Below are 25,403 nucleotides of genomic sequence, written 5' to 3'. Positions count from 1 at the left end.
CTCCTCCGTGAGGGAGGGACCGGTTCAGTCCCTCGGATCGGGCATGGTCAGCGTCGCGCAGGTACCCGGTGCGGCGTCGTCGAACCGCACTTCACCCCGCAACTGCCGGGCCAGGCTGGTGATCATCCGCATGCCCAGGCTGTGGCGGGAAGCGACCTTCATGTCGAAATCCTCGGGTAGCCCCTTGCCTTTGTCGCGCACCGACAGGACGATCTGCCCGTCGCGCGCGTGGAGGCATACATCGATCACGCCGCCTTCCTCGCCATAGGCATATTTGATCGCGTTGGTCAGTAGCTCGGTCAGCATCAGTCCGATGGGGATCGCGGTATCGGCGTTCATCTCGATCGCCTCGATATCGCAATGTACCTCATGATCCTTGGCCTGCTGGGCCAGCTGATCCGCGATACCGCAGGCTAGATCGTCGAGCGCCACCATGCCGACCCGCTCGCTGCGCCACAGCCGGTCGTGGGTCTGCGCAATGGCAGCGATCCGCGCCTGCGCATCGTTCAGCATCCTGAGGACACGGGGATCGTCATCCTCCTGCTTCTGGAGGTTCAGCATGGCCGACACCAGGGCCAGGCTGTTCTTGACCCGATGGCTGGCTTCGCGGGTCAGAAGCTGCTGATGCTCCACCGCCTCGGCCAGACGGCGCTCGGCCTCCTGCCGCTCGATGGCAACGCCGATCAGATTGGCGAAACCCTGCATGAAGGCGAGGTCGGCCTCCTCGAAACGGCCCTCGTCCGGGCTGTCGACCTCCAGCACCCCGTAACGCTGGCCGGATGCTTCGACCAGCACGTTGATGGCCCGCCGAATCTTGTGGTCGGCCATGAACTGCGGCGTCCGGAACCGCTCTTCCTGGTCGAGATGGTTGGAGATGACCCCCTGCCCCGTCTGGAGCGCAAAGCCCGCGGGCGAGCCCATGTCGGTGCGCATTTCGGTCGAGCCGACGACACCCGGCCCCCAACCCACACCCGTGCGAACCAGAAGCGTTTCCCGATCCGCCTTGTATTCCAAAAACTTGCAGAAGGAAGATCGCATCCCCTCTGCACAAAGCTCGGTCGCCCGCTGCAGCATCGGGTCCAGGTCGCGGGCGCGCAGCGCCTCGATCCCGAAGGCGGCGAGGACGGATTGTTGGCGGAGCCGATAATGCAACTGCCCTGCGCCGGCGATCTCACGATCCTCGCCTTGCGCCTGCTCCACTACCGCCATTCCCAACCGCGCCCTTTGTTACCCTGTCGTTATAACGGTCGAGATGGGAATTGGCCGCATCGGTTTAAAGCCGTGGGCCAGCCCCCGATACGACGACGCCCTCCCCGATCGCTTGGGAAGGGCGTCATCCGAAACCGAAATCTTTGGGATCAGCGGGTCAGCTTCTTATAGGCCAGACGGGTCGGGCGATCGGCGGCATCGCCCATGCGGCGACGCTTGTCCTCTTCATACGACTCGTAATTGCCCTCGAACCATTCGACATGGCTGTCGCCCTCGAACGCCAGGATGTGCGTGCAGAGACGGTCGAGGAAGAAGCGATCGTGGCTGATGACCACGGCGCAGCCCGCGAACGTCTCCAGCGCCTCTTCCAGCGCGCGCAGCGTTTCCACGTCGAGGTCGTTGGTCGGTTCGTCGAGCAGCAGGACGTTGCCGCCCTCCTTCAGCATCTTGGCCATGTGGACGCGGTTGCGCTCACCGCCCGACAGCTGGCCGACCTTCTTCTGCTGGTCGGGGCCACGGAAGTTGAACGCGCCGACATAGGCGCGCGTGCCCAGTTCCTGCTTGCCGAAGCGGAAGACCTCCAGTTCGTCGGAGATTTCCTGCCAGACATTCTTATTGGGATCGAGTTCGTCGCGGCTCTGGTCGACATAGCCGAGCTTGACGGTCGAGCCGATCTCGATAGTCCCCGCATCGGGCTGTTCCTGGCCGGTGATCAGCTTGAACAGCGTCGACTTGCCCGCGCCGTTCGGCCCGATCACGCCGACGATACCGCCCGGCGGCAGCATGAAGTCGAGGCCTTCGAACAGCAGCTTGTCGCCGTACGACTTGGTCAGTCCCTTGGCCTCGATCACCTTGCCGCCCAGACGCTCGGGGATCTGGATCAGAATCTGCGCCTTGCCCGCGACGCGATTCTCCTGCTTCTCCATCAGTTCCTCGAACGCGCGGATACGCGCCTTCGACTTGGTCTGACGGGCCTTGGGCGTCTGACGCATCCAGGCCAGCTCGTCGGCGATCGCCTTCTGCTTGCCCGCCTCGTCGCGCTCTTCCTGCTCCAGGCGCTTGGCCTTCTTTTCCAGATAGCCGGAATAGTTGGATTCGTAGGTGTAGTAGCGGCCACGATCCAGCTCGAGCACCCAGTTCACGACGTTGTCCAGGAAGTAACGGTCGTGGGTGACGAGGATGACGTTGCCGGTGTACTCCTTGAGGTAATTCTCCAGCCACGACACGCTCTCGGCGTCGAGGTGGTTGGTCGGTTCGTCGAGCAACAGGATGTCGGGCTTTTCAAGCAGCAGCTTGCAGAGCGCCACGCGGCGCTTCTCGCCGCCCGACAGGCGGGTGACATCGGCATCGCCCGGCGGGCAGCGCAGCGCTTCCATCGCCTGTTCCAGCTGGCTGTCGAGCGACCAGCCGTCGACCGCGTCGATCTTGGCCTGAAGCTCGCCCATCTCTTCCATCAGGGCGTCGAAATCCGTGTCGTCCTTCGGATCGCCCATCTCGGCCGAGATGGCGTTGAAGCGATCGACCAGGTCGGCGATCGGGCGCACGCCGTCCTTGACGTTGCCCATCACGTCCTTCGACGGATCGAGCTGCGGCTCCTGCGCCAGATAGCCGACGCGGACACCCTCGGCGGCCCAGGCCTCACCGGTGAAGTCGGTGTCCATGCCCGCCATCACCTTCATCAGCGTGGACTTGCCCGCGCCGTTCGGGCCGATGATAGCGATCTTGGCGCTCGGCAGGAACTGAAGGTGGATGTTGTTGAGGACAGGCTTGTTGGCGCCGGGGAAGGTCTTGGTCAGACCCTTCATCACATAGGTATATTGGACGGCCATGGCGGCGCGGAGCTCCGTGCTTTTTCGACTGTGGGATATTTGCCCGCCCATGTAGTGGTTGCGCGGGCGGTTGGCAAACGGGACCGGCTGCGTAACACTCCGGCCCATGAAGCGCTTTCTTCTCGCGGCCTTGACCGCCTCCGCCCTGTCCTCCCCCACCTTGGCGCAGCGGACCCCTCCGCCCCCGCCCGCCACCGTCGCACCCGAGGTCGAACGGCTGCGCGATGCGGCGCTGAACGATACGGTCGCCTGGGATATCGTCGAGGGACTGACGACCGAAGTCGGCCAGCGGCTGGCGGGCACCGAAGCCGAGGCGCGCGCCCGGGCATGGTCGGTCGCCAGGCTGACGGCGCTGGGGTTCAAGAATGTGCGGATCGAGCCCTATCGGATGCCGGTGTGGGAACGCGGCGCGGAGAGCGCGGAAATCCTGGCCCCCTTCCCGCAGAAGCTGACACTGGCCGCGCTGGGCAATTCGGGTGCGACACCGGCGGGCGGTCTGACGGGCGAGGTCGCGGTCTTCCCCAGCATGGCGGCGTTCCAGTCGGCGCCTGATGACGCGATCCGGGGCAAGATCGTCTATATCGGCAACGCCATGCCCAGGACCCAGGACGGATCGGGCTATGGCGCCTATGGCACGGCGCGCTTCACCGGCCCCGCGCTGGCGGCCAGGCGCGGCGCGGTCGCGATCGTCATCCGGTCGATCGGCACCGACCATCATCGCTTCCCCCATACCGGCACGACCAACTTCCCCGAAGGCGTAAAGCCCATCCCGGCGGCCGCCCTTTCCGTTCCCGACGCCGAGCAACTGGAGCGAATCGCCAGCCGGGGCCAGCCGGTCCGCATGAAGCTGGTCCTGACCCCGCGCATGGTCGGCGCTCGCGAATCAGGCAACGTGATTGCCGAGGTGCCGGGCAGCGATCCGTCGGCGGGCATCGTGCTGGTCGGTGGCCATCTCGACAGCTGGGACCTGGGGACGGGGGCGATCGACGATGCCAGCGGGATCGCGATCACTGCCGCGGCGGCCAAGCGGATCATGGATGCAGGGCAGCCGCGCCGGACCATCCGCGTCGTCTGGTTCGGCGCCGAGGAAGTCGGCGGCATGGGCGGCGAGGCCTATGCCAAGGCCCATGCCGGTGAGCGCCATGCCACGGCATCGGAAAGCGACTTCGGCGCGGACCGGGTCTGGCGGTTCGAGGTCAACCTGCCCACCACCGCCAAGCCGGTCGCGGACCGGCTGCAGACCGCCCTGGCACCGCTGGGCATTACCCGGGGCAGCGCCCTGGGGGGTGACGGCACCGATATCGGCCCGACGATCAAGCTCGGGACCGCCGGGATCGACCTGAACCAGTCGGGATGGGATTATTTCGATACCCATCATACGCCCGACGACGTATTGGACCGCGTCGATCCGGCGGCCCTTCGCCAGAATGTCGCCGCCTGGACTGCCATGCTGGCAGTGGTCGCCAACGCGCCCGAGGCCATCGGCCCGGTCACCCCGCGCTGAACCGTCGGTCTCGCGGCAACCTTTTGGTAACGCCAACGCCTTGAAAAAGCCCGATCCGCGCCATCAGTTCGTCGCGAACCTTGCGATCCGATGAATTTTGCGGATTGACCGCGATGAACCGCACGTTATTTGAGCCGCTTCGCGACGGCATTCGGGCCGGCCGCGATTTTTGCTTTGCTTGGGAGCATTCGAATGAAGAAGATCGCTTTCGTTCTCGCTGCCGCCGGCCTGATGTCCGTCGCCGCCTGCAACAAGTCGCCGGAAGCTGCCGCTGTTGAGAACAACGCGGACATGCTGGCTGACAACATGGAAATGTCGGCTGACAACATGGATGCCGCTGCGGACAACACCTCGAACGCTGCTGCTGCCGCGACCCTCGAGAACGCTGCCGACAACATGAACGCCGCTGCCGACAACGTCCGTGACGCTGCCGACGCCAAGGCGGACAACATGCAGTAATAGTCGCCTCGGACCTTCGGGTCCGAAGCGCCGACTGCTATGTCGGAAAAGGGCGCTTCCCATGCGGAAGCGCCCTTTTTCTTTGCCCGATTTCCTGTGCAAAGTTGTCGCACGACGCTTGCGAAGTCCGGCCGCATCACGCTAACGACATTCGCGGTGGGGCCTGTAGCTCAACGGTTAGAGCTGGCCGCTCATAACGGCTAGGTTGCGGGTTCGAGTCCTGCCGGGCCCACCAACTTCCCGTCTAAAGCATTGTATTTTTAGCATTTCATGGCTGAATATGTCTAACCCTAGGCCCAAGGTTAGACAAATCGGGTCATTTTTGATCCGAAAATCGGTTGATGGTCCGGTTGATCGCACCATCGGCGAGGCCTTCTTGATCGGCAGCGGCCGTATAAATGGCCACTTCGCTATCTCCCTTCCAACCGCCCACGGCCTTGATTTCCAGCTGGGTGGCTTGACTCTGGGCCATCCGGCGGGCGATCGCCTTGCGGAGGCCGTGCGAGGTGCATTGGGGCAAGCCTGCCTCATCGCACCATTCGCGCATCTTGTTGCCAAAGCCATCCTTCGTGAAGGTCTTGCCAGCGGTGGTGACGAGGAACGAGCGCAGGCCCACGCTGTCCATGGCGTCGATCGCGCGGCGTAGGTCCGGGGCCATCGGCAGCCAAAGGTCGGCCTGATTCTTTGCTGCTGTGAAATTGATTTTGCCGCGAACGACATGCGCCGGGCCGAACAGGCGTGCATCCCCTCGCCGCTGCCCCGTCCACAGCATGATTTCCAGCGCCAGCCTTGCGCGGGTGCCCAGCGGGTGCCGCGCCTTGTACTGCGCAATCTCCTGCTCGGTCCAAGTATGAAAGCCGGTCAGCTTCGTCTTCCCGATCGTTGCGGCATCCTCGACGGGGTTATGTTCGATCCACTTCAGCTTTTTGGCATAGGCGAACAGACGCCGCAGTTCCTTGCGCAGCTTCACCGCCGCGACTTGGCCACCCATCGTCCGTTTGCGAGTGTCGTCCCAGTGCTTTTCGGTGCGGGCCAGCAGGATCGCCTCAATGTGCTCGAACCCGAAGTCCGACACCAAATCGTCCACAAAATCCTGTCGGAAACTGTCGATAAGATATTTGCGACGCGCTTGCGTCTCTGGCGTGCCTCGCCCTTTGAAATCGCCCGCTGCGTAATAGCGCGATACTAGATCGCCCACGCTGCCCGGCACGGCCGGACGTACGACGATCATCGGCCGCTCGGCCAACAAAGCCTCATATTCCGCCTTGAAACCTTTTTCGTCCGGCAGGTGCTTCATATAGACGGGCTTGCGGCCAGCTTTCCGGAACCGCGCACGAAGTTTGCCGTGGCGGTCGGGGTTTACCGTGACATTCTGATAGCGGGTCTTCACTTGGGCAGCAGCCTGTCGAGCGGGTTCGCGCGAGCAACTATTGTCGGTAAGTCACTGGCGTCGATAACCATGTTACCATGAACATCGATGGCGACGCGAACATGGCCAAAGCCCGCGTCTCGCGCGCCCTTCATGGCCCTGGTCACATCGGTCTTCGTAAAACGCGCGGGCGCAGTCATTGGACCGCCCTCCCCTTTTCCATTTCAGCCAACCGCTGAGCGCAATCCTGTGGGGCACTCGCGTGATGGCGGTTTGATCGATGCATTACGCGGCCGCACGATCACGGCTGGCGGTATGTCGAACATAAGACGCCGCGATCCAGATATGGGGCATCGAGCCGGGGATGACCGGTTCGAAATGCCATGCCAGTGCCACCGCGCAAGCCGCCATGTCCTGGTCGGGGCCCGTCACTGCGGCCTTGGCCACCGCGCGCAGGTCAATCAGGATTTCCGACCAGTTGGCCCCGTAGATGCGGGGCCAGTCGATCGGCTCGATAAGTTCGGCCAGCCGCTCCACGTCCCGCCAGATAGCGACGATCGCGGCCATGACGCGCTTCCGCTGGCGGGCGGTGTCGGGCGTCATGCGACGCTTGGCGATCGATATCGGATCGCGTTCACGACGGTTCGCCAGTAGTTGTTCGGCGGCCTGGGCCAGCTGTGACCATTGATCGCGCAGGCGCGGGGCGTACAGCGTGCGCCGCGTGTCGCGGTCGCGAAGGACCGCTTGCCAGTGGCGACGATCGGCGGTGTTCGGCTGGGCATCGGACAAAAGACTAAAGCCGATCATGGCAGCCCATCCAGACGCCATAAATGACATAGATCGCGCCGCAAATGAGGTAGATTGCGAGTGCCACGACAACCGCGAGGAAGGCCGCGCCAGCACTGTCGTTGCGGTTCGGATCTTCAGGCTGCTGCGGTTCGTCGAGATCGGCGGGCGTGCCCGCATGGTGATCGCGGATCAGTGCGGGCAGCGCTTCGGGTTCAGCGCGCCAGCGTTGAACGCGCCCAGAAAGGTCAGCAGAATGGTGGTGCACTGATGGCCTCCATCGCCGCTCCATGCGGCGTGAAGCCAATGGCTACATGCGGGCAATTGCCCGTGTCAAGAGAAATGCGGGCAATTGCCCTCAGTAGTGCCCAGCTAACTCCCGTGGCGAAAGCACTGGATGAATGCGGGCAATCATATCGTTTGGAAGCCAAAACCGCATGGGAGGATTGAATTGCTCCAGCTGGAGCGCGTCAGACCGACGGCCGACCAACTTTTTCACCATGGCGCAAACGACTTCCTCCGAGCCATCGCGGATTTGGGCGACGACATAATCCCCTATACGTGCCTGCCGCTTTGTAGTGATATAAATTGGATCGCCGTCATCCCAACGAGGTGACATAGATTGACCAACAACCGTCAGGCTATATGCCTCCATATCCCCCGCAATTCCGGGATGACGAAGCACCCTATCAATAACCTCCGTCATTTCGATGATAGTCATCTCTACCGAAACGACCGTACCTCCATCTTCCACGTCCAAATTCGCCCCCAAAGCCGTCCCATACACTGGAACATCTATGGGCAGTCTGTCCATACCTGCTGGCGGGTCTTCACCGGGACGAACCGAAGAACTCGACTTTCCGAGCAGAAAATCGACTGTCGTGGAAAGGGTGTCGGCCAACGCCTGGAGCCTGTCACTTGATGGCATACGGCCGCGCCGCATGTCGCGGATTAGGTCGGGCTTGCCAGTGGCATCAATGGACGCCTCGCGATCGGTGAGTTTCTTCTGCATCGCCAGTTCGGTGGCCCGTGCAGCTACTTCCACAGCGTTGATTTTCATGCGGGCATTATCCCGCACATGGCACCAAATGTATTGCGGGCAATTGCCCGTTGACAGGTAAGGGCAATTGCCCGCAATAGTGCGGCATGGACCTGATAGGAACCCTCGTTCGCTCTGCGGAAATCTGGGCTCGCGAAAACGAGCGCAGCTTGGCGCGCCTCGCAACGATCGTTGTGAATGACGGTAAGTTGTTCGATCGAATTGCCGCCGGAGGAAGCTGCACCGTCGCAACCTATGAGCGTCTGATGGCGCACCTTCGCGATGCCGCCAACTGGACCTGCCCCATACCCGCCGACGCGGCGTGTCTGCTCGGTCTCACAGTGCAGAATATTGAGGCAGTTCATAACGATGACGATACGGTCGTCCCGGCCTTTCCGTCATCCAATAGTTCGCGCCAGATTATCGGACAGGTGGTCGCATGAGCACTGCTGGTGTTGATCATGGGCCAACTTCTCGGCCCATGATCGAAGAAGCCGGATCGTTTGTGACGATCGTTGATGGTCAGGTGGTAGCGGATAGCCGCGACGTGGCTGTAGCGTTTGGTCGCCAGCATAAGCATGTGCTGGAGGCTATCCGCGACACGCTACTGCGGCGCCCCGATCTTGCGTCCACTTTTGGACGCAAGATCGCCAAGGTCGATACCGGCAAAGGTGCCCAACGCGACAGCCACTATTACACGATGAACCGCAAGGGCTTCGTTGTGCTGGTCGGCGGGTTCAAGGGCGATCGGGCGTTGGATTTCCGCATCGCGTTTTACGACGCGTTCGAACGCATGGAGCAATTGCTTCAGCGGATGGCCGATGAGGCACGGGAACTGCCGGTCGCGGCTCGACATGCGATCTTCGACGATCCCGACCGGGTGCGCAACGCGATCGCGTTCGTCCGCGCGGCGCATGTCGCGCAGCGCTGTTCGACGGCGCGGCGGGCGTGGACGGTCGCAGGATTGCCCGATGTTTTCGGCTCCGACGTGCTCCAGCGTTTCGCGGGGGCGGCCTGCTCTGTTGCACCGATCATCGTCCAGTGGACTGACGAACGGCTTGAGCGCGCACCGGATGCGCAGGCCAGCACCGCCGCGCTGTATCAGGATTTCGCCGGGTGGGCGGCCGATTGTGGCCACCCGGCTATCCCGTCGCTGACCGCGTTCGGCCGCCAGCTTTCCGCCCTGGGGATCGAAAGCTTTCGGTCGGACGGGATCAAACGGCGCGGCGTTCGCCTGATTTTAGAGGCCGTGGCATGACTATCGCTATTATTCCGTCCGAGGCGCGCATCGTGGTTATCCGCGTCGCCCCGCCGAGCGTCCCCGACCTGTCAGCAAAGATATTGGACGGCAGGGTGGAGGTGCAACGGGTGACGGCTGGCTTAGCCATCACTGCGTGGCGGGGCCGGACTGTCGAGATGGCGAACGGCGGAAGCGAGCGCGATGGAGAGTTCCGCCGCTTTTGTCGCATCCAACTCCACGGTCAACGGCGCGCCCTCAATCGTCAGAACGAGACGCGCATATCCTTCCCCATCCTCCCGGTGCCCGCCGGTGAGTTCGAGGCCCTCCAGCGAAAGAATGACGGATTCTCGGCCGTGAGTGTCGGCAACGCTGGCGAGCAATCGGGCAGCGATGGTGACGGCCGCTCCGGCGGACATGAGAAAACCGTGGTCATGCTCGCTGGTCAGGACCGCAATCTTTCCATCGTGTCGGGCAATGACCGGAGCGAGGTCATCGGGAAACTCTGCGATCATCAGGATTCTCCGGAAGGAAACGGGGGCGACCATGACGCCTGATCGCCTTGCCCTCAAGGTGGCAACTGACAACCTTTTGTCGGGTGTCGGCGGGCAGGTGAAGGCCGCCGGGTTCACCAGAGTGGGCCAATCGACGCTTAGTACCTATGCGTCGCCTCACAATCGGGACGCATTTATGCCGGTCGATATTGTGGCCGACCTGGAGCCGTTAGCGCGCGATCGCGACGGCTGGCCACATGTCACCCAAGCCCTGTGCGCAGTGATGGGTGGCGTGTTCGTCGCGCTGCCCGAGGTGCCAACCAGCGACGCGGACCTGCTGACTATGATGGGCCGCCTGTCGAAAGAGGCTGGCGACGTGACGCAGGAAATGTGCGCGGCGCTGTCGGACGGCCGAATTGATCGCGTCGAACAGGCCAAAATCCGGCGGGAAGTCCGCCACCTTCTGGAAATCGCCGTCGCGCTGGACGCGATCGTCGCCAACGTCCCTACCGAGGAAACCCGCTCATGAAGCTCAACCTGCCCGCCCGTGTCCCCAATGAGGGGGCGCGTCGCCTCGCCTTTCACCTGACCGTTGCCAAGCCCGGCTCCCTCAAGCGTTTCGCGCGCAAGGCCGGGCTGTCGGAAATGATGGTCGAACGCCTGATCCGTGGCGACGTGATGCCAGACGATGACATGGCCAAGGCGATCTATCTGGCCAGCGATACCGCCGTGTTTTCGTCCCACTGGTCGCACCGTCCGCATGGCGGCTGGTTTGATCGGCCGATCAGCCAAGTCGCGGCCTAGTTCGGGAGGCGCGGGGATCACCATGGGGGGGCTTGCTGCCCAGACTGACGGTGCAACGCTGGCCGCTTCAGAGGCCGCGCTGCGGGCATGGGTTTTTACGGCGCAGCCGGGCGCGCGCCTGACCTTCGCGACGGGGCAGGAACCGCCGCGTGACCAGCCGATATGGTCGGCCGTGCGAGCTATGGTCGATATGGGGCTGATCAGCATGTTCAGTCCGCGCCGTCCCGATGGGCGGGGTTTCGACTTCGTGGCTCATCGCCTGTCCAGTCCGGTCGCCATCCACGACGACGCCAGCCGGGAGGCGCGCGTTTTCGCGGAAATCGAACGGTGCGTGGCGATCGGCGAGCCGATGCCCACGGACAGGCAATTGGCCCGCCGCTGCGGCTTCGGGCACGCCGATGAGGCCAGCTATGCCCTGCGCAAGCTGAAGGCCCGCACGGCGGGGGATCGCCGCATTTGCGTCATCAATCACGGGCCGTTGGAGCATCGCCAAGCGATCATCCTGTCCACCGGCCTGACGACAATCCGAAGGAAATTCGTGGTGGAGGCCGCACATGGTTGACCCGTGGAAGGGCTGGACGGCCGGGGCGTTCGATGCGCTGGGCGTTGCTGAAGATGGTGGCTGGACGCCGTATCGGGCGGCAGGCTGGATCAAGGGGGCATTTGCCTTGGATTTCCGCCCGATGCTGCCCCATGTGTGGGACGCGACGCCGAACGGGACGCCGCCCTTCGTCTGGGTGCTGACCCATCTGCCCACCCAATATGGGATGTGCGCGATGGCGGCTCCGGCGGAAACGGCGGTCGTGCTGGCCGACAAGATCGCGGCGATGACCGATTGGTCGGCCGTGACAGTCGAGTCTGCCCCCTTCCTGAATGGTCGGATGCAGGCGTTCATGGCGCAGCATCGCCGCATCTTCGTGTGTAATGGCAATCAGACGATCCCGCCCTGGGGTGACGTGGCATGAGCGGTCGTCTCGCCAAGGCGCTCCGGCGCGATTTCGCGCTTTATCGCAGCCATATGGACGTGGCGCGCGATCCCGATGTCTATCCAGCCGATCGGCGAAAGGCGTGGGATCGTGCGGCGAATGCCCGCGTCCGGGTTGAACGCCAGATTGCCCGTATCGAGGCGGCGGGGCTGTGATGTGGCTTTGTCCTGTCCGTGGCTGCGGATCGTCGCGGCGCAAATGGCAAGCGGTGTGTGATCGCTGCTGGCCGAAGCTGCCCCGTGATCGGCGGGCCGATATCATGGAGACACGCGCCAGCGGTGCGAAGCATCTGGAGGCGCGTGCATCGATCGCTGCGGTGGACTGGCTGAACGCGCGCTTGGCGCAGGCCGCGCGACGGGTGGGCGATGATCCGCCCTGATCGGGCAGGCCCAGCCGCCACCATTTCCGACGATCGGGCGCGGCCCGGATCGTCACGACAGATTGAATTTCCGGGGGATCGCCTGTGACTTCGCAAACCCCGCTTAGCCCTATGGGGCAAGCGGCCCTCACTTATGCGCGCCGTGGATGGGCCGTTTTCCCATGCCGCGAACGCGACGAAACCGTTCAGATTGCCGGTGGCGGCGAACGGACGTTCAAGGCCAAGGCCCCCTACACCGGCAAGGGTCTGAAGGATGCGACGCGCGATGAGCGCCGCATTGCCGCGTGGTGGCGTCAGCATCCGAATGCACTGATCGGCGTCCCGCTGGGCGATAACGGGCTGTTCGTGCTCGATTTCGATCCGCGCGTGGATGACGAAACGGGCGAGGTCTACACGCTGGAACGGCTGAAGGACGATCTGGAGGCACAAATGGGGTGCCCCCTGCCCCGGTCGGTCACGTCGATGACGCAAAGTGACGGCGTGCATGTCTGGCTGAAACAGCCGGAGGGCGAGCCGATCCGCAACCGTGGCAATCTGCCCGATCATGTCGATGTACGCGGGCTGGGCGGTTATGTCTGTGTGGCGCCGTCGGTGATGGCCGAAACGGGTGCGCGGTATCGCTGGCTGGATCGCGGGGACTGGCGTGACGATACCGCCTTTGCCGAGGCCCCGGCCGCGCTGGTCGACATATTGCGCACGCGCGGTGGCAAGCCCGCCAAGCTGAAGCCCGCCCCGGCCGGGGGCGCAGCTGCGCCCCGATCGGCCGTTGACCAGGCGCTTTCCGAAGATGCGGCCGTGCGGAAATATGCGCTGGCCGCCCTCGATGGCGAATTGGGCGAGGTTCGGCGCGCGGGCACCGGCAAGCGCAATGAACGCCTGTTCGAGGCCGCGCTGAAGCTGTCGTCATTGGTGGCGGCCGGGGCGCTGGACGGGGCGATGGCGCGGCATGCACTGGAGGCGGCCGCGCGGGACAATCCCGGCCGTGATGATGAGGGCCAGCTGCAAGCCACGATCCACTCCGGCTGGTCAGCAGGAAGCGATAGCCCTCGCAATCTCGGCGAGATTGCGGCCGCTGCACGAGAGAGAGCGAACCGCCGTTCGTCCGCGCCATCCTCCCGCCGGGCCGCCCCCGGCCGCTCCCCCGCCGCTGGGGGGCGGGAGGCCCAACAACCCGATCCTTCCGGATCGGAAGGGATGAAAAACGAGGGCCCCGAACTGGGCCGGGAGGGGCGAGAGCGGGTGTTCCGCTTGGCCGAGGCGTGGCTTGGCCGCGCCGTCGAGCGGTGCCAGCCCGTGGAACAGGATATCAGCCGGATCGCATTCGGGATCGGGCGGCGAGTCGCGGCCGGATTGCTATGCGAAGCGATGGCCTTGGCCGCACTGGCCACGGTTTATGAAAGCCGCGCGGACGCCGTTGCGCTGGGCAGTGGGGTGGAACGCGCGGTCGCGGACGGGTGGGCCAAGGGCTTCGCCATCGAGCCGCTGCTGACCGGGCTGACATGCGCGGGCTATCCCATGACGGACTTCGGTATCGCCGAGCGATTCCGAGACCGGTGGAGCGCGGACTTCCGTTACACCACAACCAAAGGTTGGCTGGGTTGGGACGGGCGGCGTTGGCGCGTGCTGGATCAAGACGAAAAGACGCTCCCGGCCGAGGTGATCGCAGCCGTGTTCGACACGATCCGCGCGATTCAGGACGAGGCGCGGGCGGTGCGGGATACCGGCGTCGCCGTCGATCCGGACCGGGACGACGATTTCGCGGTTGAACGCGACCCGGCCGCGATGGACGATTGGATATTGGTCGGCCGCAATATGCGCCTGCGATCGTCACTGATCGCCGAATGGGGGCGTAAGGCCGAGACGGTTCACAAGCCCGCATCCGTCGCCAATCTCGCGCGGCGCTGGCTGACCGTGCCGATTGAGGCATTCGACCATGACGCCTTTGCGTTGAACGTGCAGAACGGCACGCTGCGGTTTCGGAAAGAGGAAGGGCCGGACGGAAAGGTCCGCGCCACCGTCGCGTTGACCGAGCATCGGCGAGAGGATCTACTGACCAAGCTGTCCCCGGTCGCCTATGATCCGGACGCCAAGTGCCCGCTCTATGACGCCAGTTTCGAATGGGCGCAGCCGGATGCCGAGATGCGGCGCTATCTGCATCAGCTGGGCGGCTATTCGCTGACCGGCGACGCCAGCGAACAGAAACTGTGGTTCTGGTGGGGGCGCGGGCGCAACGGCAAGGGCGTGACGCTGGAAAGCTGGACGCATGTGGCGGGCGATTATGCCGACACGATCCCAATCGGCAGTTTCCTTGATCAGGGCCTTAAGAAACGGGGCGATGCCGCCTCGCCCGATCTGGCCAAGCTGGGCGGCGTGCGGATGCTGCGCGCGTCGGAGCCGGGGAAGAACGAAACGTTGGACTCCGGCCTCATCAAGCTGGTGACGGGCGGCGAGCCACTGGCGGTGCGCATGCTCCACCGGGGGTTCTTCAACTTGGTCCCCAAGTTCAAGCTGATCATTATCGGCAACAGCAAGTTCAACGTGCCCGATACCGATGACGGTATCTGGTCGCGCCTGAAGCTGATCCCGTGGCTTCGCAATATCGAGATACCGGAGCCGGGGGTGGTGTGGCCGAAAAAGGACCCGCATCTGGTCCAGAAGATCACGTCCAAGGAAGGGTCAGGCGTCCTCAACCGGCTGGTGCAGGGCTTGCTCGACTACATGGCCCATGGCCTTGTCGAGCCTGCCAGCGTCACTCAGGCGACCGAGGCCTATCGCGACCAGTCTGACCCGATCGCGCGCTTCCTGCGCCTGTGTACGGAGGTGGACGCGAACAGCCGGGTGCAGTCGTCGAAGCTGCATGAGGTGTTCGTGGCGTGGGCCAAGGCGGCGGGCGAGCGGGAGTGGTCAAACAAGGGATTTTCCAACGCCATGTCCGATAAGGGCTATCAAAAGAAGGCGTCCGATGGGATGCAGTGGCTCGGGCTGAAGCTGGTCAAACAGGTGGAGGACTTTGTCGACGATCACGGCAAGGTGCTAAAGCTGGAGGACCGCGACGACGATGCCCCGCCTTCGACAGGCCAGCCCCCGCCCGCCGCTGCGCCCGCGCCGCCTCCGGATGATGAAGGCGATGCGCTCTAGTCGACACTGATCCTTCCGGTTGGAAGGGTGCCGGAACCTTCACCGGAAGGAAAAAACGGCGGATTTCTGCGCCTTTGGAAGGGTTGGAAGGATTTCTGAACATTTCGTCGTAGGGTGCGCACATATGCGCGCATGCGCATGCACGATGAAATATCATCTATATCCTTCCTATCCTTCCAACCCTTCCGGATGAGAAAGAAAAGATAGGAAAACCAATGGCATATGATTGCAGCAATGCCGGAAGGGTTGATGGCGAGGGTTCCGGAGCCGGAAGGTTCATGACCTTTGAGGCGGTGGAGGCCCGTTTGGTGGAGGCGGTGCGGCTCTGCTGGCGGATGCCGGGCAACCACTGGCCGTTCGCCAAGGATGGGCCTTGGAGCCTGATCCAAAAGGACTGGTGGGATTGGGACGCACGCGATGAGCGGCCGATCCCGCGCAGCCCGCTTAGCCGGGTGGAGGTGATGGAGCGGGATGAGGCCGTGGCATGGCTGCGCCTGATCCCCGGCGATGAGGATCGCCGCTTGGTGCTGCTGGCAGTGACGCAGCTGGCCAAGGCGACCAGCGACCGAGCGCGTGTGTCGTGGCTGAAGCTGCTGCGCCCGCTGGGCAAGACGCACGGGGCCGATGGGCTGCGTATGCGTTACGGTCGGGTGCTGAACGCCCTAACTGTCCGTATCAACGCTGTACGGGGCTAAAATGGCGGTTTTCCGCGTCCGGACATGTCAATCCACTTTAGGTCCGGACATGAAAATATCGCTGTTCGTTTCCGGACCTCTATTGGCGTAAATATCAGTACGTTGGGGACGGGCCTTTAGCGGCGCGCCTTCCACTCCTCCCTCAGCCTTTCAGGGCGGCGCGGCTTCGGCCTCGCCGCCCTTTCCTTTGGTGGTGCATGGTCAAACTGACTGGACTGAAGCCGCGCCTGAACGGGTTGCGGTCGCGGATCGGTCGGGATGCGCCCACCACTCGGGTTGAGCGGGACAGGGAGCGGGACGCCCAGCCGTGGCGGCGATGGTACAAGACGGCGCGGTGGCAACGCCTGCGCATGGTCATTCTCACGCGCGATCTATTCACCTGCCAATGGGCGGGCTGCGGTCGCGTCGAGCCTGACACGGCCAAGCTGGTCGCGGATCATCGCGAACCGCACCGGGGCAATGAGGCGCTGTTCTGGGATCAGGACAACCTGTGGTGCCTCTGCAAGCCCTGCCACGACAGCGCGAAGCAACGGCAAGAGCATCGCGCCCGCTGACAGGTGGGGGGGTGGGTCCAATCTCTGGGACGCCCCTGCCCCTAGACCGCAACCGCTCTCACGCAGGGATTTTTTTCTAGTGGCCGAGGATTTGGAGGTCGATCTGTTTGGCGATCCCGTCCAGTTGGACAGGGAGGCCCGTGGACGCCCCGAGCATCGCCGGACCAAGGCAAACTCCAATAAGGTCCTGTTGGCCTTCGCACGCGGCCTAAGCGAGAAAGAGGCAGCAACGTCGATCGGGGTGTCCGTCCCGACGCTGCGCAAACATTATTTTTCCGAATGCGCTAAGCGTAAAGACGCCCGGCTGCGCATGGAGATGACCCAGCTGTCGCGGTTGAATGACGCGGCGGCCGAAGGGAATGTCACGGCGGAAAAGGAATTGTTCAAGCGGCTCGACAAAGGGCACCTTGAACAGGTTGCGGAACGCGTCGCCAACCGGGGCACCAACGGAGCGCCGCCCAAACCGGCCAAGCCGGGCAAGAAGGCGGCCGCGCAGCAGCGGGCGGCAGAAGTTCAGGGCAAATATGCGCCACCACCCCCGCCTAGGCTCATAAATTAATGGCACGGGAATGGTCGACCGCCTGCCCAGATTGGGAAAAGCGGATCGTCGCAGGCGAAAGCCTGATCCCAATGGAGCCGCTGTTCCCAGATGAGGCGGAAGCCGCGCTTGAGATTTTCAAGGGCCTGCGCATCGTCGACGTGCCGGGAATGCCGACTTTCGGGGAGGCGTGCGAACAGTTCGTGTTCGACTTCGTGGCCGCGATCTTCGGGGCCTATGATGCGGAGAGCGGCAAGCGGCTGATCTGGGAGTTCATGCTCCTGATCAGCAAGAAGAACGCTAAGTCGACCATTGCGGCCGGGATCATGGTCACGGCCCTGATCCGCAACTGGCGGCATTCGGCCGAACTGCTGGTGCTCGCCCCCACCAAAGAGGTGGCAGGCAACGTGTTCGTGCCAGCGGCGGGCATGGTCCGGGCGGACCCCGAATTGATCGCTATCCTGCACGTGGTCGATCATGAACGGACCATCCGGCACCGGGTGAACAAGTCGGAACTGAAGGTCGTGTCGGCCGACGCGGGCGTGGTCAGTGGCAAAAAGGCCGCTTTCGTGCTGGTTGAGGAACTGTGGCAGTTCGGCAAGCAGGCCAATGCCGCCGCCATGCTGATGGAGGCGACCGGCGGGCAGGTGTCCCGGCGCGAAGGTTTCACTGTCTACCTGACGACGCATAGCGACGAATTGCCACGCGGCGTCTTCAAGGATCGGCTGGACCAGTTCCGGGGCATCCGGGACGGGACCATCGTTAACAAGCGTAAGCTGGGAATGCTTTATGAGTGGCCCCAAGCGATGCTTGACACGGAAGCATACCTGAACCCCGATCAATTCTACGTCACCAACCCTAACATCGGCCGATCGGTTGATGTGGAGTTCATTGAGGAAAAGTTAGCTGAGGCCCGCGCAGGCGAGCCGGGGGATTTACAGAAGTTCCTGGCCAAGCATCTCAACGTTGAAATCGGCACCCGCCTTTCGCGGGATCGCTGGACGGGCGCGGATTTCTGGGATGCGGCGGCCGATACGGCGCTGACGCTGGATGACCTGATCCGGCGTTGCGAAGTTATCGTGGCCGGGATCGATGGCGGCGGCTTGGATGACCTTTTAGGCCTGTGCCTGATCGGCCGGGAAAAGGGGTCGAAGCGCTGGCTGGTCTGGTGCCGAGCATGGGCTTGGTCCGTCGTCTGGAAGCGCCGGGCCGATATCGCGACCATGCTTAACCAATTGGTCGATGAAGGTTCACTGTTCCGATGCGAAATGCCGGATGAGGCGGTCATTGATCTGGATGCCGAGGACAGCACGGATCACGAACTGACCGAGGACGTGATTGGCGTCGTCGACGTGCTTTGCCGCGTCCGCGACGCCGGGCTGTTCCCGGAAACCGGCGCGATCGGGTTGGACCCGGTGGGCGTGTCGGCGATCGTGGACGAACTGGTCGCGCGGGGCTTTGACCCTGACAATCAGCTGCGGTCGATCGGACAGGGGTACAAGCTGAGCGCCGCCATTAAGGGCGCGGCCCGCAAGGTCGCGGCGCGGACGCTGCGCCACGAAGGCAAGGAACTGATGCGCTGGTGCGTCGGCAACGCGAAGATGGAGCCGCGCGGCGTAAGCGCGGTCGCCATCGTGAAGGCCACGCCCAGCGCCAAAATCGATCCGCTCGCCGCCATGTTCAACGCGGTGATGCTGATGACCGAAAACCCTGAGGCGAAAGGAGCCGGTATGGACGACTATCTGGCCGCGCTCCGGGCGCGCGCATAATGGAGTTCGGACGTAAGATGCGGCGCGGCATGAAAATGCTGCTGTCGTTGCTCGATCCGCGCTCATGGTCGGGCGTTCTGACGGAGCCGAATACGTCGGGAAAAACCGTCAACGCGGCCAACGCGCTGACCCTCTCGACGGTCTGGGCTTGCACCCGGCTGGTAGCTGGCACGATTTCGTCACTGCCCTTGGTGGTCTATCAGGACGGGCCGCACGATACGAGGGAGCGGTTCAAGGGGCACCCGCTTTACACCCTGCTCCAATACAGCCCGAACGCCGATCAGACGGCGTTGGATTTCTGGCAATTCATGTGCGTCAGCCTCGAATTGTGGGGCAATGCCTATGCCCGGATCAGCCGCGGCGCGGGCAAGCGGATCGTGGCGCTAACCCCAATTCGTCCAGAACTGGTGCAGGCTCGCCGGATCGAAAATGGCTCGCTGCGGTATCGCTACTCGGATGGGGGTAAGCTAGTCGAAATCGGGCAGGACGAGATGTTCCATGTCCGGGGCTTTGGCGGCGCGCCGCTGGGCGGCCTGTCCACCCTGTCCTTCGGTCGCCAGTCGTTCGGCCTGGCACTGGCCACAGATGAGGCGGCCGCGCTGGTATACAAGAACGGCCTTCGCTCATCCGGCGTCCTGACCACGAAAGACAATCGCGTGCTGACCCCCGAACAGCGCGACGACATTTACAAATATGTGGTCGACCCGATGGGGGGCGAGAACAATGGGCGGCCGATCGTGCTGGAGGCTGGGCTTGGTTGGGAGTCGATCCAGCTGAGCGCGGTCGATGCCCAGATGCTGCAATCCCGGCAATTTTCGGTGGAGGATGGGTGCCGCTGGTTTGGTGTCCCGCCCCACATGGTCGGACACACCACCAACAGCACCAGCTGGGGCAGCGGGCTGGAACAGCAGACGATCGGCTTCCTGATATTCACCCTGCGCGAACGGCTGAAGCGGATCGAACAGGCGATCATGAAACAGCTGCTGACCCCGGCCGAGCGGCTGCGGATCACGGTGGAATTCAATTTCGAGGGGCTGCTGCGCGCGGACAGCGCGGCACGCGCGTCCTTCTACAGCCAAATGGTTCAGAACGGGATCATGACCCGTAACGAGGTTCGCCGCCTCGAAAATCTGGCCCCGCTCCCCGGTGGGGACGATCTGACCATTCAGTCCAACATGATCCCGGCCACCAAGCTGGGCGAACTGACCAGTGCCAGCGGGGAGGCCGCCCGGCGCTCTATTATCGATTGGTTGTTCCCGGAGGGGATGCCGTCCCTCAAACAGAAGGAAGACGCGTGATGCTGATGCACCACAAGCATGGGCAGCTGAAGGTTCGCGACTTCAGCCTGTCGATCAAGGCCAGCGACGTGGCAGACGACGGATCGTTCGAGGGCTATGGCTCGGTCTTCGGCGGCGATCCGGACAGCTATGGCGAAATCGTCGCGCCGGGGGCCTTTCTCGAAAGCCTCGCCGAACTGAAGGCGAAAAGCCGCATCGTGCCGGTCCTGTGGCAGCATCGTGCGGCCGAGCCCATCGGCGTTTACGACCAGCTGGCCGAGGATGCCCATGGCCTGAAGGTCAAAGGGCGACTGCTGAAGGACGATGTTGCGCAGGCGCGGGAAGCCCATGCCCTGCTGAAGGCGGGCGCGGTGACGGGCCTGTCGATCGGCTATTGGGTGCGTCAGGCCAGTTATGACGAAAAGACCGGCATTCGCACGCTCCATAAGCTCGATCTGGTGGAGGTCAGCCTTGTTACCTTCCCCGCCAAGGATGACGCCCGTGTCGAGGCGGTAAAATTCAAGCTGGAACGTGGGCAGCTGCCCACCAAGCCCGAATTTGAGAAGGCACTGCGCGAGGCTTTCCCCTTCTCGAAATCCCAGGCCGCCGCGATCGCCAATCACGGTCTGGATCATCTGCTGCGGAGCGAGTCCGCCAGCGCTGGCGAACTGAAGTCCCTTTCCGAAACCCTGTCAGGTTTCAGCCTGCCCACCTTCTAACGAGGTAACATCATGAAGCATCCGAATATTCTCGCTGCGTCCAGCGCGGCGGCCATTGCCATGGGCGTCGGAATCGCGCCCGGTTACGAACCTGTCGAATTTGGCCGCAAGGATGGCGGGGACGCCCCCGATATCAAGCAGCTGTCCCGCGACCTGAAGGCCGCCACCGACAAGGTTAAGGAGTTCGCCGAGGACGCCAAAGGGCGTATGGAAAAGGGCGAGCAGCTGTCGGCCAAGGCCAAGGAATCGGCCGACGAAGCGCTGGTGAAGTTCAACGATCTGTCCGCGCAGATGACCGAAATCGAGCAGAAGCTTGCCCGGTTCGGCACGGGTGGCACGCCCGACGAACGCAAATCGGTGGGTCAGCAGTTCGTCGAAGCCGAGGATATCAAGTCCTTCATGCAGCGCAGCCCGTCCAAGGGCTCGGTCCAGTTCCCGACCAAGGCGCTGATCACCAGCCTGACCACCGACGCGGCGGGATCGGCTGGCGACCTGATCATTCCCGATCGGCAGGACGGCATCGTCGCCCCGCCCGAACGTCGCATGACCGTCCGTGATCTGCTGACGCCGGGCCGAACCAATTCCAACGCCATCCAGTATGTGCAGGAAACGGGCTTCGTGAACGCGGCGGGCACGGTGGCGGAAGGCGGCCTCAAGCCGCAATCGGACCTGAAGTTCGACTTGCTGACCAAGCCTGTCGCGACGATCGCCCACTGGGTACAGGCGTCCAAGCAAATCATGGCCGACGCGCCGATGCTGCAAAGCTATGTCGACGGCCGCCTGCGTTACGGTCTGGCCTATGCCGAGGAACTTCAGCTGCTGAAGGGTGACGGCACCGGCTCGAACCTGTTGGGCCTGATCCCGCAGGCCGTCGCATACAGCGCGCCCTTCGCCTTTGCGCAGGCGACCATGATCGATCAGCTTCGCCTTGCGATGTTGCAGGCGGTGCTGGCCGAGTTCCCGGCCACCGGCCATGTCCTTCATCCGATCGACTGGACCCGTATCGAGACGCTGAAGGATGCGCAGGGCCGCTATATCATCGGTGATCCCAAAACCTCCGGCACGAAGACGCTGTGGGGCCTGCCGGTGGTCGATACGCCCGCCCAGACGCCGGGCAAGTTCCTGACCGGCGCGTTCAAGCTGGCGGCGCAGGTGTTCGACCGCGAAGACGCCAATGTCACGCTCAGCACCGATGACCGCGACAATTTCGTCCGCAACCTCGTGACCATCCTGGCCGAAGAACGGCTGGGTCTGGCCGTCTATCGGCCGGAGGCGCTGGTCTACGGATCGTTCCCGGCGGCCGCCTGATCCATCCGGGCGGGAGTGATCCCGCCCGGTCATTCGACTGAAGGTTGATCACCATGAAAATCAAGGTTCTCCGGGATTATTCCGGCGAGGAAGGCTCCGACACGGACAAGAATGTCGAGGCCGGTAGCGAACATATCGTCACCCGGGCGCGCGGCCATGCGCTGTTCGCGAATGGGCTGGTCGAAATTCTCGAAGACGAAGCCGACGAAGCTGACGCTGCCGAGGGTGCCGAGGGTGAAGCCGCAGGCCAAGGAGAAGGTGCAATGCAGAAAGAGCCCGATAACAAGCAGCAGCAGGCCCCTGCCAACAAGCAGGCCCCTGCCCCGAAGACCAAGGCCGCTGGCGCCGATCAGGCGCAGGGCTGACCATGGCCGAACCCGTCTCCGTCAAGCAGCTGAAGGACCAGCTGCGGCTTGATCCGTCCTTTGCTGACGAAGACGGGTATCTGTTGGACCTGATCGTTGCGGCGCGCCGTATGGCCGAAAAATGGACGAACCGGACGATCGTCGGCACCGCTCCATCCTTGCCCACTGAGGACATGCCGATCGCCACCCGCGCGATCCTGATGCTTGCCGCGCATTGGTACGATGAGCGCGACGCTTCGGCGGGGCCGCCGCAATCGGTGGCGGCGCTGTTGGCCCCGTTGCGGCATTGGGGCGTCTGATGCGCGTGACCGCCAGCATGTTGGACCGCCGTGTCATCGTGCAACGGCTGGATCAGGGAAAGGGCTTTTCCGACGCGGGCAGTCGGCGATGGACACCGATCGGCGGCCCTATCCCGGCGCAGGTGCAAGACGTGCTGCCCAGCCGGGGCGAGGCGGTCGATCAGGGGATGACGACTACCACCCGCCGCGCACGGGTGCGGATGCGCTACCGGGCGGATATCACCAACCAGATGCGTTTGGTGATGGGCGCGCGCATCATGCAAATCGTCACTGTCCCCGTCGAAATCGGGCGACGCGACGGCATCGAATTTATGGTGGAGGATTACACCCCGGCCGGGAACCCGGCCTGACGTGGCCAAGGTCACGGGGCGCGATGAGGTCAAGCGCTATATCGCCGCGATCCCCGACTATTGCCGGACCAAGCTGCTGCCCGGCGCGGCGCGCGCGGGCGCGAAGGTCATCGCCGAGGAAGCGCGCGATCGGTGCGAGTCGGAGCGCGTAGCGGCGGATATCGTCGTGAAGGCCCGCGCCGTCACGGATGACACGATCCGCGTTGTCGTGACGGTCAAGCGGGGCTTCAGCTATTCGCTAGGCGTCTGGCTCGAATACGGGACCGCGCCGCACTTCATCGCAGCCGTTGGCGGCATTGGTGCGCGAAAGCTGAATGAAAAGCTGAAGGACAGCAACGCCAGCCCCACCCTTGTGATCGGTGGGCGGCCGGTCGGGCCGGAGGTCTTTCACACCGGATCGCGCGCCTTTCCGTTCCTGCGCCCGGCGCTGGACGTGAAGGAAACCGAGGCGATCCNGGTGGGCGGCCGGTCGGGCCGGAGGTCTTTCACACCGGATCGCGCGCCTTTCCGTTCCTGCGCCCGGCGCTGGACGTGAAGGAAACCGAGGCGATCCGCGCCGCCCAAAAATACATCACCACCCGCCTGAGCCGGAAAGGCCTGGCCCCCGACGACATGGACGATGACGCATGAGCGACCAGCCTATCCCCGACGTGATCGACGGGGCGACGATCATTGGCGCGGTGTTGCAGGCCTATGCGCCGCTGCTGGCGCTGGTCGACCGCGACAGCATCAAGGGCGGCCGCCTGTCAGGCGACGAACGCCTGCCCGCCCTGCTGGTCCGCACGGTCAGCGTCGTGGACCGCAAGCGGCTGAAGCGCAGCACGACCCGGCGTTGCACTGATCGCGTGTCGGTGACGGTCCGCGCGGTCAGCTGGGCGCAGCAACGCGCCGTGATCGGCTTGGTGGCCGATGCGGGCGCGGATCGCACCGGCAAGATCGGGGGCGGCCTGAACGTGTCCATCCTGCTCGCCGGGCGCGGGCCGGACGTGGATGGCCCCGGCGACACCTACGAACAGGCCCAAGATTTCCGCGTCACTTACGACGCCCTCACTGGAGCATGACCATGACTGATACGACGACCGAAGCCCCTAAGTTCAAGGCCAAAGCACTGCGCGATTTCACCGATGCAGGCACCGAGACCAATTACGTGAAGGATCATGATTTGCAGCTGACCGCTGGCGAACTGCTGAACCTGACGCTGGCCGGTCTGGTCGAAAAGGTGGCCGACGCCCAGCCCGACGAGGGCAAGACCAAGGGCAAGGCGGCCAACGCCTGATCCATCCCGCCGCTTAACAGGAGCAACACACTATGACTTCGCAGACTGCGGCGGGCACCANACGAGGGCAAGACCAAGGGCAAGGCGGCCAACGCCTGATCCATCCCGCCGCTTAACAGGAGCAACACACTATGACTTCGCAGACTGCGGCGGGCACCACGCTCGCCATTTCCGCCGCTGCGCCCGCCACACAGGACAAGGCCGGTTTCGCCGCGCTGTCGTTTCTGGTCATCGGGCAGGTGGAAAAGCTGGGCACCTTCGGGACCAGTTTCGCCAAGGTTGAATTTCAGCCGATGAAGGGCGGCAAACAGAAGTATAAGGGCTCGCCCGATTATGGCGCGCTGTCGCCGACGATCGCGCTCGACAGCGCGGACGCCGGGCAGACCCTGTTGCAGACGTCGGGCGATGACGAGAGCCAAAAGCTCTATGCCTTCGCCGTCACCTATCAGGACGGAGCGATGCGCTATTTTCAGGGTCGCACCTTCGGGATGCCCGAAACGGCGGACGGTGCCGACACCATGCTGACCGCTGCCCCGGCCATCGAAATCTGCACCAAGCCGGTGAAGGTCCCCGCCCCCGCCTAACCCCCTTCCGGCTCCAGCCGGATCAAGAGCATCGGCCCGCCCCGCGTTGCGCGGGACGGGGCGGGTCGGTGCATCCCGCGCAATCCCGCCGCAAAGAGGTTTCCAATGCTCGATATCACCACCAAGGCGTTGCGCGGGACGGGGCGGGTCGGTGCATCCCGCGCAATCCCGCCGCAAAGAGGTTTCCAATGCTCGATATCACCACCAAGGCGATCAGCACCGCCGCCCCGCTGCACCTGAAGGACGCCAGCGGCAATCTGATGTTCCATGACGGCCAGCCCGTCCGTATCCATCTCTATGGCCCGGCCTCGCCGCAATATGCCCGGATCGAAGAACTCCAGACGCAGCGCGCGCTGAAGCGGGCGCAGGACAATGAGGGCAAGCCGTCCGCCATGTCGGCCGATCAGCGGCGCGAAACGACGGCGGAAGACTATGC

32 protein-coding genes and 1 tRNA gene are annotated in these 25,403 nt (G+C 63.7%); 26 read left to right on the top strand and 7 right to left on the bottom strand.

Features of this window, described 5'->3' with window-relative positions:
- Window positions 1–24 precede the first annotated feature (24 nt).
- Window positions 25–1,209, bottom strand: coding sequence for a sensor histidine kinase (locus ASF14_RS10985; protein WP_236697027.1), 1,185 nt, complete (start codon window positions 1,207–1,209; stop codon window positions 25–27).
- Between the two features lie 149 nt (window positions 1,210–1,358).
- On the bottom strand, window positions 1,359–3,038 hold the full coding sequence (gene ettA / locus ASF14_RS10980; RefSeq protein WP_056434837.1) for an energy-dependent translational throttle protein EttA: 1,680 nt from the start codon (window positions 3,036–3,038) through the stop codon (window positions 1,359–1,361).
- A gap of 106 nt (window positions 3,039–3,144) precedes the next feature.
- Here ettA and ASF14_RS10975 point away from each other — a divergent pair, with 106 nt between their 5' ends.
- From ASF14_RS10975 to ASF14_RS10965, 3 genes are all read left to right on the top strand, one after another.
- Window positions 3,145–4,542 carry a M20/M25/M40 family metallo-hydrolase gene (locus ASF14_RS10975; RefSeq protein ID WP_056434836.1) on the top strand — a complete coding sequence of 466 codons (1,398 nt, stop codon included), beginning with the start codon at window positions 3,145–3,147 and terminating at the stop codon, window positions 4,540–4,542.
- Between the two features lie 192 nt (window positions 4,543–4,734).
- Window positions 4,735–5,001: a hypothetical protein gene (locus ASF14_RS10970; RefSeq protein ID WP_056434835.1), complete on the top strand. Its 267-nt coding sequence runs from the start codon at window positions 4,735–4,737 to the stop codon at window positions 4,999–5,001.
- Window positions 5,002–5,160: 159 nt separating this feature from the next.
- Window positions 5,161–5,236, top strand: a tRNA-Ile gene (locus tag ASF14_RS10965).
- A gap of 81 nt (window positions 5,237–5,317) precedes the next feature.
- Here the strand turns inward: ASF14_RS10965 and ASF14_RS10960 are convergent.
- The 5 genes from ASF14_RS10960 to ASF14_RS10940 form a co-directional block, all read right to left on the bottom strand.
- On the bottom strand, window positions 5,318–6,391 hold the full coding sequence (locus tag ASF14_RS10960) for a tyrosine-type recombinase/integrase (RefSeq protein ID WP_056434834.1): 1,074 nt from the start codon (window positions 6,389–6,391) through the stop codon (window positions 5,318–5,320).
- Window positions 6,388–6,570, bottom strand: a complete 183-nt coding sequence (locus ASF14_RS21895) for a hypothetical protein (RefSeq protein WP_056434833.1) — start codon at window positions 6,568–6,570, stop codon at window positions 6,388–6,390. Before ASF14_RS21895 ends, ASF14_RS10960 begins: the two co-directional genes overlap by 4 nt.
- 85 nt (window positions 6,571–6,655) lie before the next feature.
- Window positions 6,656–7,177 (bottom strand): hypothetical protein, encoded by a 522-nt coding sequence (locus ASF14_RS10950; protein ID WP_056434832.1) that lies wholly within the window; start codon window positions 7,175–7,177, stop codon window positions 6,656–6,658.
- Window positions 7,164–7,424 (bottom strand): hypothetical protein, encoded by a 261-nt coding sequence (locus tag ASF14_RS21505; RefSeq protein ID WP_156361152.1) that lies wholly within the window; start codon window positions 7,422–7,424, stop codon window positions 7,164–7,166. The genes ASF14_RS10950 and ASF14_RS21505 overlap by 14 nt, the downstream gene beginning before the upstream one ends.
- Before the next feature lie 90 nt (window positions 7,425–7,514).
- Window positions 7,515–8,216 (bottom strand): S24 family peptidase, encoded by a 702-nt coding sequence (locus ASF14_RS10940; protein ID WP_056434830.1) that lies wholly within the window; start codon window positions 8,214–8,216, stop codon window positions 7,515–7,517.
- 86 nt (window positions 8,217–8,302) lie between these two features.
- On the opposite strand from ASF14_RS10940, the gene ASF14_RS10935 reads away from it, so the two are divergent.
- The 23 genes from ASF14_RS10935 to ASF14_RS10815 all read left to right on the top strand — a co-directional run.
- Window positions 8,303–8,638 carry a hypothetical protein gene (locus tag ASF14_RS10935; protein WP_056434829.1) on the top strand — a complete coding sequence of 112 codons (336 nt, stop codon included), beginning with the start codon at window positions 8,303–8,305 and terminating at the stop codon, window positions 8,636–8,638.
- 38 nt (window positions 8,639–8,676) lie between these two features.
- Window positions 8,677–9,453, top strand: a complete 777-nt coding sequence (locus ASF14_RS10930) for a Rha family transcriptional regulator (RefSeq protein WP_056434828.1) — start codon at window positions 8,677–8,679, stop codon at window positions 9,451–9,453.
- Window positions 9,450–9,989 carry a hypothetical protein gene (locus tag ASF14_RS10925; RefSeq protein ID WP_056434827.1) on the top strand — a complete coding sequence of 180 codons (540 nt, stop codon included), beginning with the start codon at window positions 9,450–9,452 and terminating at the stop codon, window positions 9,987–9,989. The genes ASF14_RS10930 and ASF14_RS10925 overlap by 4 nt, the downstream gene beginning before the upstream one ends.
- A complete protein-coding gene (locus ASF14_RS10920) occupies window positions 9,979–10,455 on the top strand; it encodes a phage regulatory CII family protein (protein ID WP_056434826.1) in 477 nt (158 codons plus the stop codon). The genes ASF14_RS10925 and ASF14_RS10920 overlap by 11 nt, the downstream gene beginning before the upstream one ends.
- Window positions 10,452–10,730: a helix-turn-helix transcriptional regulator gene (locus tag ASF14_RS10915; protein WP_056434825.1), complete on the top strand. Its 279-nt coding sequence runs from the start codon at window positions 10,452–10,454 to the stop codon at window positions 10,728–10,730. The genes ASF14_RS10920 and ASF14_RS10915 overlap by 4 nt, the downstream gene beginning before the upstream one ends.
- Window positions 10,731–10,752: 22 nt before the next feature.
- A complete protein-coding gene (locus tag ASF14_RS10910; protein WP_156361151.1) occupies window positions 10,753–11,292 on the top strand; it encodes a hypothetical protein in 540 nt (179 codons plus the stop codon).
- Complete coding sequence (locus ASF14_RS10905) at window positions 11,285–11,695, top strand: hypothetical protein (protein ID WP_056434823.1); 411 nt, start codon at window positions 11,285–11,287, stop codon at window positions 11,693–11,695. Before ASF14_RS10910 ends, ASF14_RS10905 begins: the two co-directional genes overlap by 8 nt.
- Window positions 11,692–11,871, top strand: coding sequence for a hypothetical protein (locus tag ASF14_RS10900; protein WP_056434822.1), 180 nt, complete (start codon window positions 11,692–11,694; stop codon window positions 11,869–11,871). Before ASF14_RS10905 ends, ASF14_RS10900 begins: the two co-directional genes overlap by 4 nt.
- Window positions 11,872–12,179: 308 nt before the next feature.
- Window positions 12,180–15,233 carry a phage/plasmid primase, P4 family gene (locus tag ASF14_RS10890; protein WP_168371520.1) on the top strand — a complete coding sequence of 1,018 codons (3,054 nt, stop codon included), beginning with the start codon at window positions 12,180–12,182 and terminating at the stop codon, window positions 15,231–15,233.
- 278 nt (window positions 15,234–15,511) lie between these two features.
- Window positions 15,512–15,928, top strand: a complete 417-nt coding sequence (locus ASF14_RS10885) for a hypothetical protein (protein WP_056434819.1) — start codon at window positions 15,512–15,514, stop codon at window positions 15,926–15,928.
- A gap of 197 nt (window positions 15,929–16,125) precedes the next feature.
- Complete coding sequence (locus ASF14_RS10880) at window positions 16,126–16,482, top strand: HNH endonuclease (protein WP_056434818.1); 357 nt, start codon at window positions 16,126–16,128, stop codon at window positions 16,480–16,482.
- A gap of 79 nt (window positions 16,483–16,561) precedes the next feature.
- Window positions 16,562–17,041: a hypothetical protein gene (locus tag ASF14_RS22040; RefSeq protein WP_201780577.1), complete on the top strand. Its 480-nt coding sequence runs from the start codon at window positions 16,562–16,564 to the stop codon at window positions 17,039–17,041.
- 194 nt (window positions 17,042–17,235) lie between these two features.
- On the top strand, window positions 17,236–18,789 hold the full coding sequence (locus tag ASF14_RS10870; protein WP_236697026.1) for a terminase TerL endonuclease subunit: 1,554 nt from the start codon (window positions 17,236–17,238) through the stop codon (window positions 18,787–18,789).
- Window positions 18,789–20,087: a phage portal protein gene (locus ASF14_RS10865; RefSeq protein WP_056434816.1), complete on the top strand. Its 1,299-nt coding sequence runs from the start codon at window positions 18,789–18,791 to the stop codon at window positions 20,085–20,087. The genes ASF14_RS10870 and ASF14_RS10865 overlap by 1 nt, the downstream gene beginning before the upstream one ends.
- The gene (locus ASF14_RS10860) at window positions 20,087–20,785 is read left to right on the top strand and encodes an HK97 family phage prohead protease (protein ID WP_156361170.1); all 699 of its coding nucleotides are present in this window, start codon (window positions 20,087–20,089) and stop codon (window positions 20,783–20,785) included. Before ASF14_RS10865 ends, ASF14_RS10860 begins: the two co-directional genes overlap by 1 nt.
- Window positions 20,786–20,797: 12 nt before the next feature.
- The gene (locus tag ASF14_RS10855; RefSeq protein WP_082442199.1) at window positions 20,798–22,093 is read left to right on the top strand and encodes a phage major capsid protein; all 1,296 of its coding nucleotides are present in this window, start codon (window positions 20,798–20,800) and stop codon (window positions 22,091–22,093) included.
- Between the two features lie 53 nt (window positions 22,094–22,146).
- A complete protein-coding gene (locus tag ASF14_RS10850; RefSeq protein ID WP_056434815.1) occupies window positions 22,147–22,458 on the top strand; it encodes a hypothetical protein in 312 nt (103 codons plus the stop codon).
- 2 nt (window positions 22,459–22,460) lie between these two features.
- A complete protein-coding gene (locus ASF14_RS10845; RefSeq protein WP_056434814.1) occupies window positions 22,461–22,757 on the top strand; it encodes a head-tail connector protein in 297 nt (98 codons plus the stop codon).
- Window positions 22,757–23,107: a phage head completion protein gene (locus ASF14_RS10840; RefSeq protein ID WP_056434813.1), complete on the top strand. Its 351-nt coding sequence runs from the start codon at window positions 22,757–22,759 to the stop codon at window positions 23,105–23,107. Before ASF14_RS10845 ends, ASF14_RS10840 begins: the two co-directional genes overlap by 1 nt.
- Window positions 23,108–23,733: 626 nt before the next feature.
- Complete coding sequence (gp17, locus tag ASF14_RS10830) at window positions 23,734–24,168, top strand: tail completion protein gp17 (RefSeq protein WP_056434811.1); 435 nt, start codon at window positions 23,734–23,736, stop codon at window positions 24,166–24,168.
- Between the two features lie 2 nt (window positions 24,169–24,170).
- Window positions 24,171–24,383 (top strand): hypothetical protein, encoded by a 213-nt coding sequence (locus ASF14_RS10825; RefSeq protein WP_156361150.1) that lies wholly within the window; start codon window positions 24,171–24,173, stop codon window positions 24,381–24,383.
- A 131-nt stretch (window positions 24,384–24,514) separates the two neighbouring features.
- Window positions 24,515–24,967, top strand: a complete 453-nt coding sequence (locus tag ASF14_RS10820; RefSeq protein WP_056434809.1) for a hypothetical protein — start codon at window positions 24,515–24,517, stop codon at window positions 24,965–24,967.
- Window positions 24,968–25,155: 188 nt separating this feature from the next.
- The coding region (locus ASF14_RS10815) for a hypothetical protein (protein ID WP_201780576.1) at window positions 25,156–25,403 on the top strand (248 nt) is incomplete at its 3' end.

This window comes from Sphingomonas sp. Leaf257, from assembly GCF_001422185.1.
Taxonomy (GTDB): Bacteria; Pseudomonadota; Alphaproteobacteria; order Sphingomonadales; family Sphingomonadaceae; genus Sphingomonas; species Sphingomonas yabuuchiae.
Note: the sequence above shows the minus strand (reverse complement) of the source record. Positions and strands in the feature narration are given on the sequence as shown.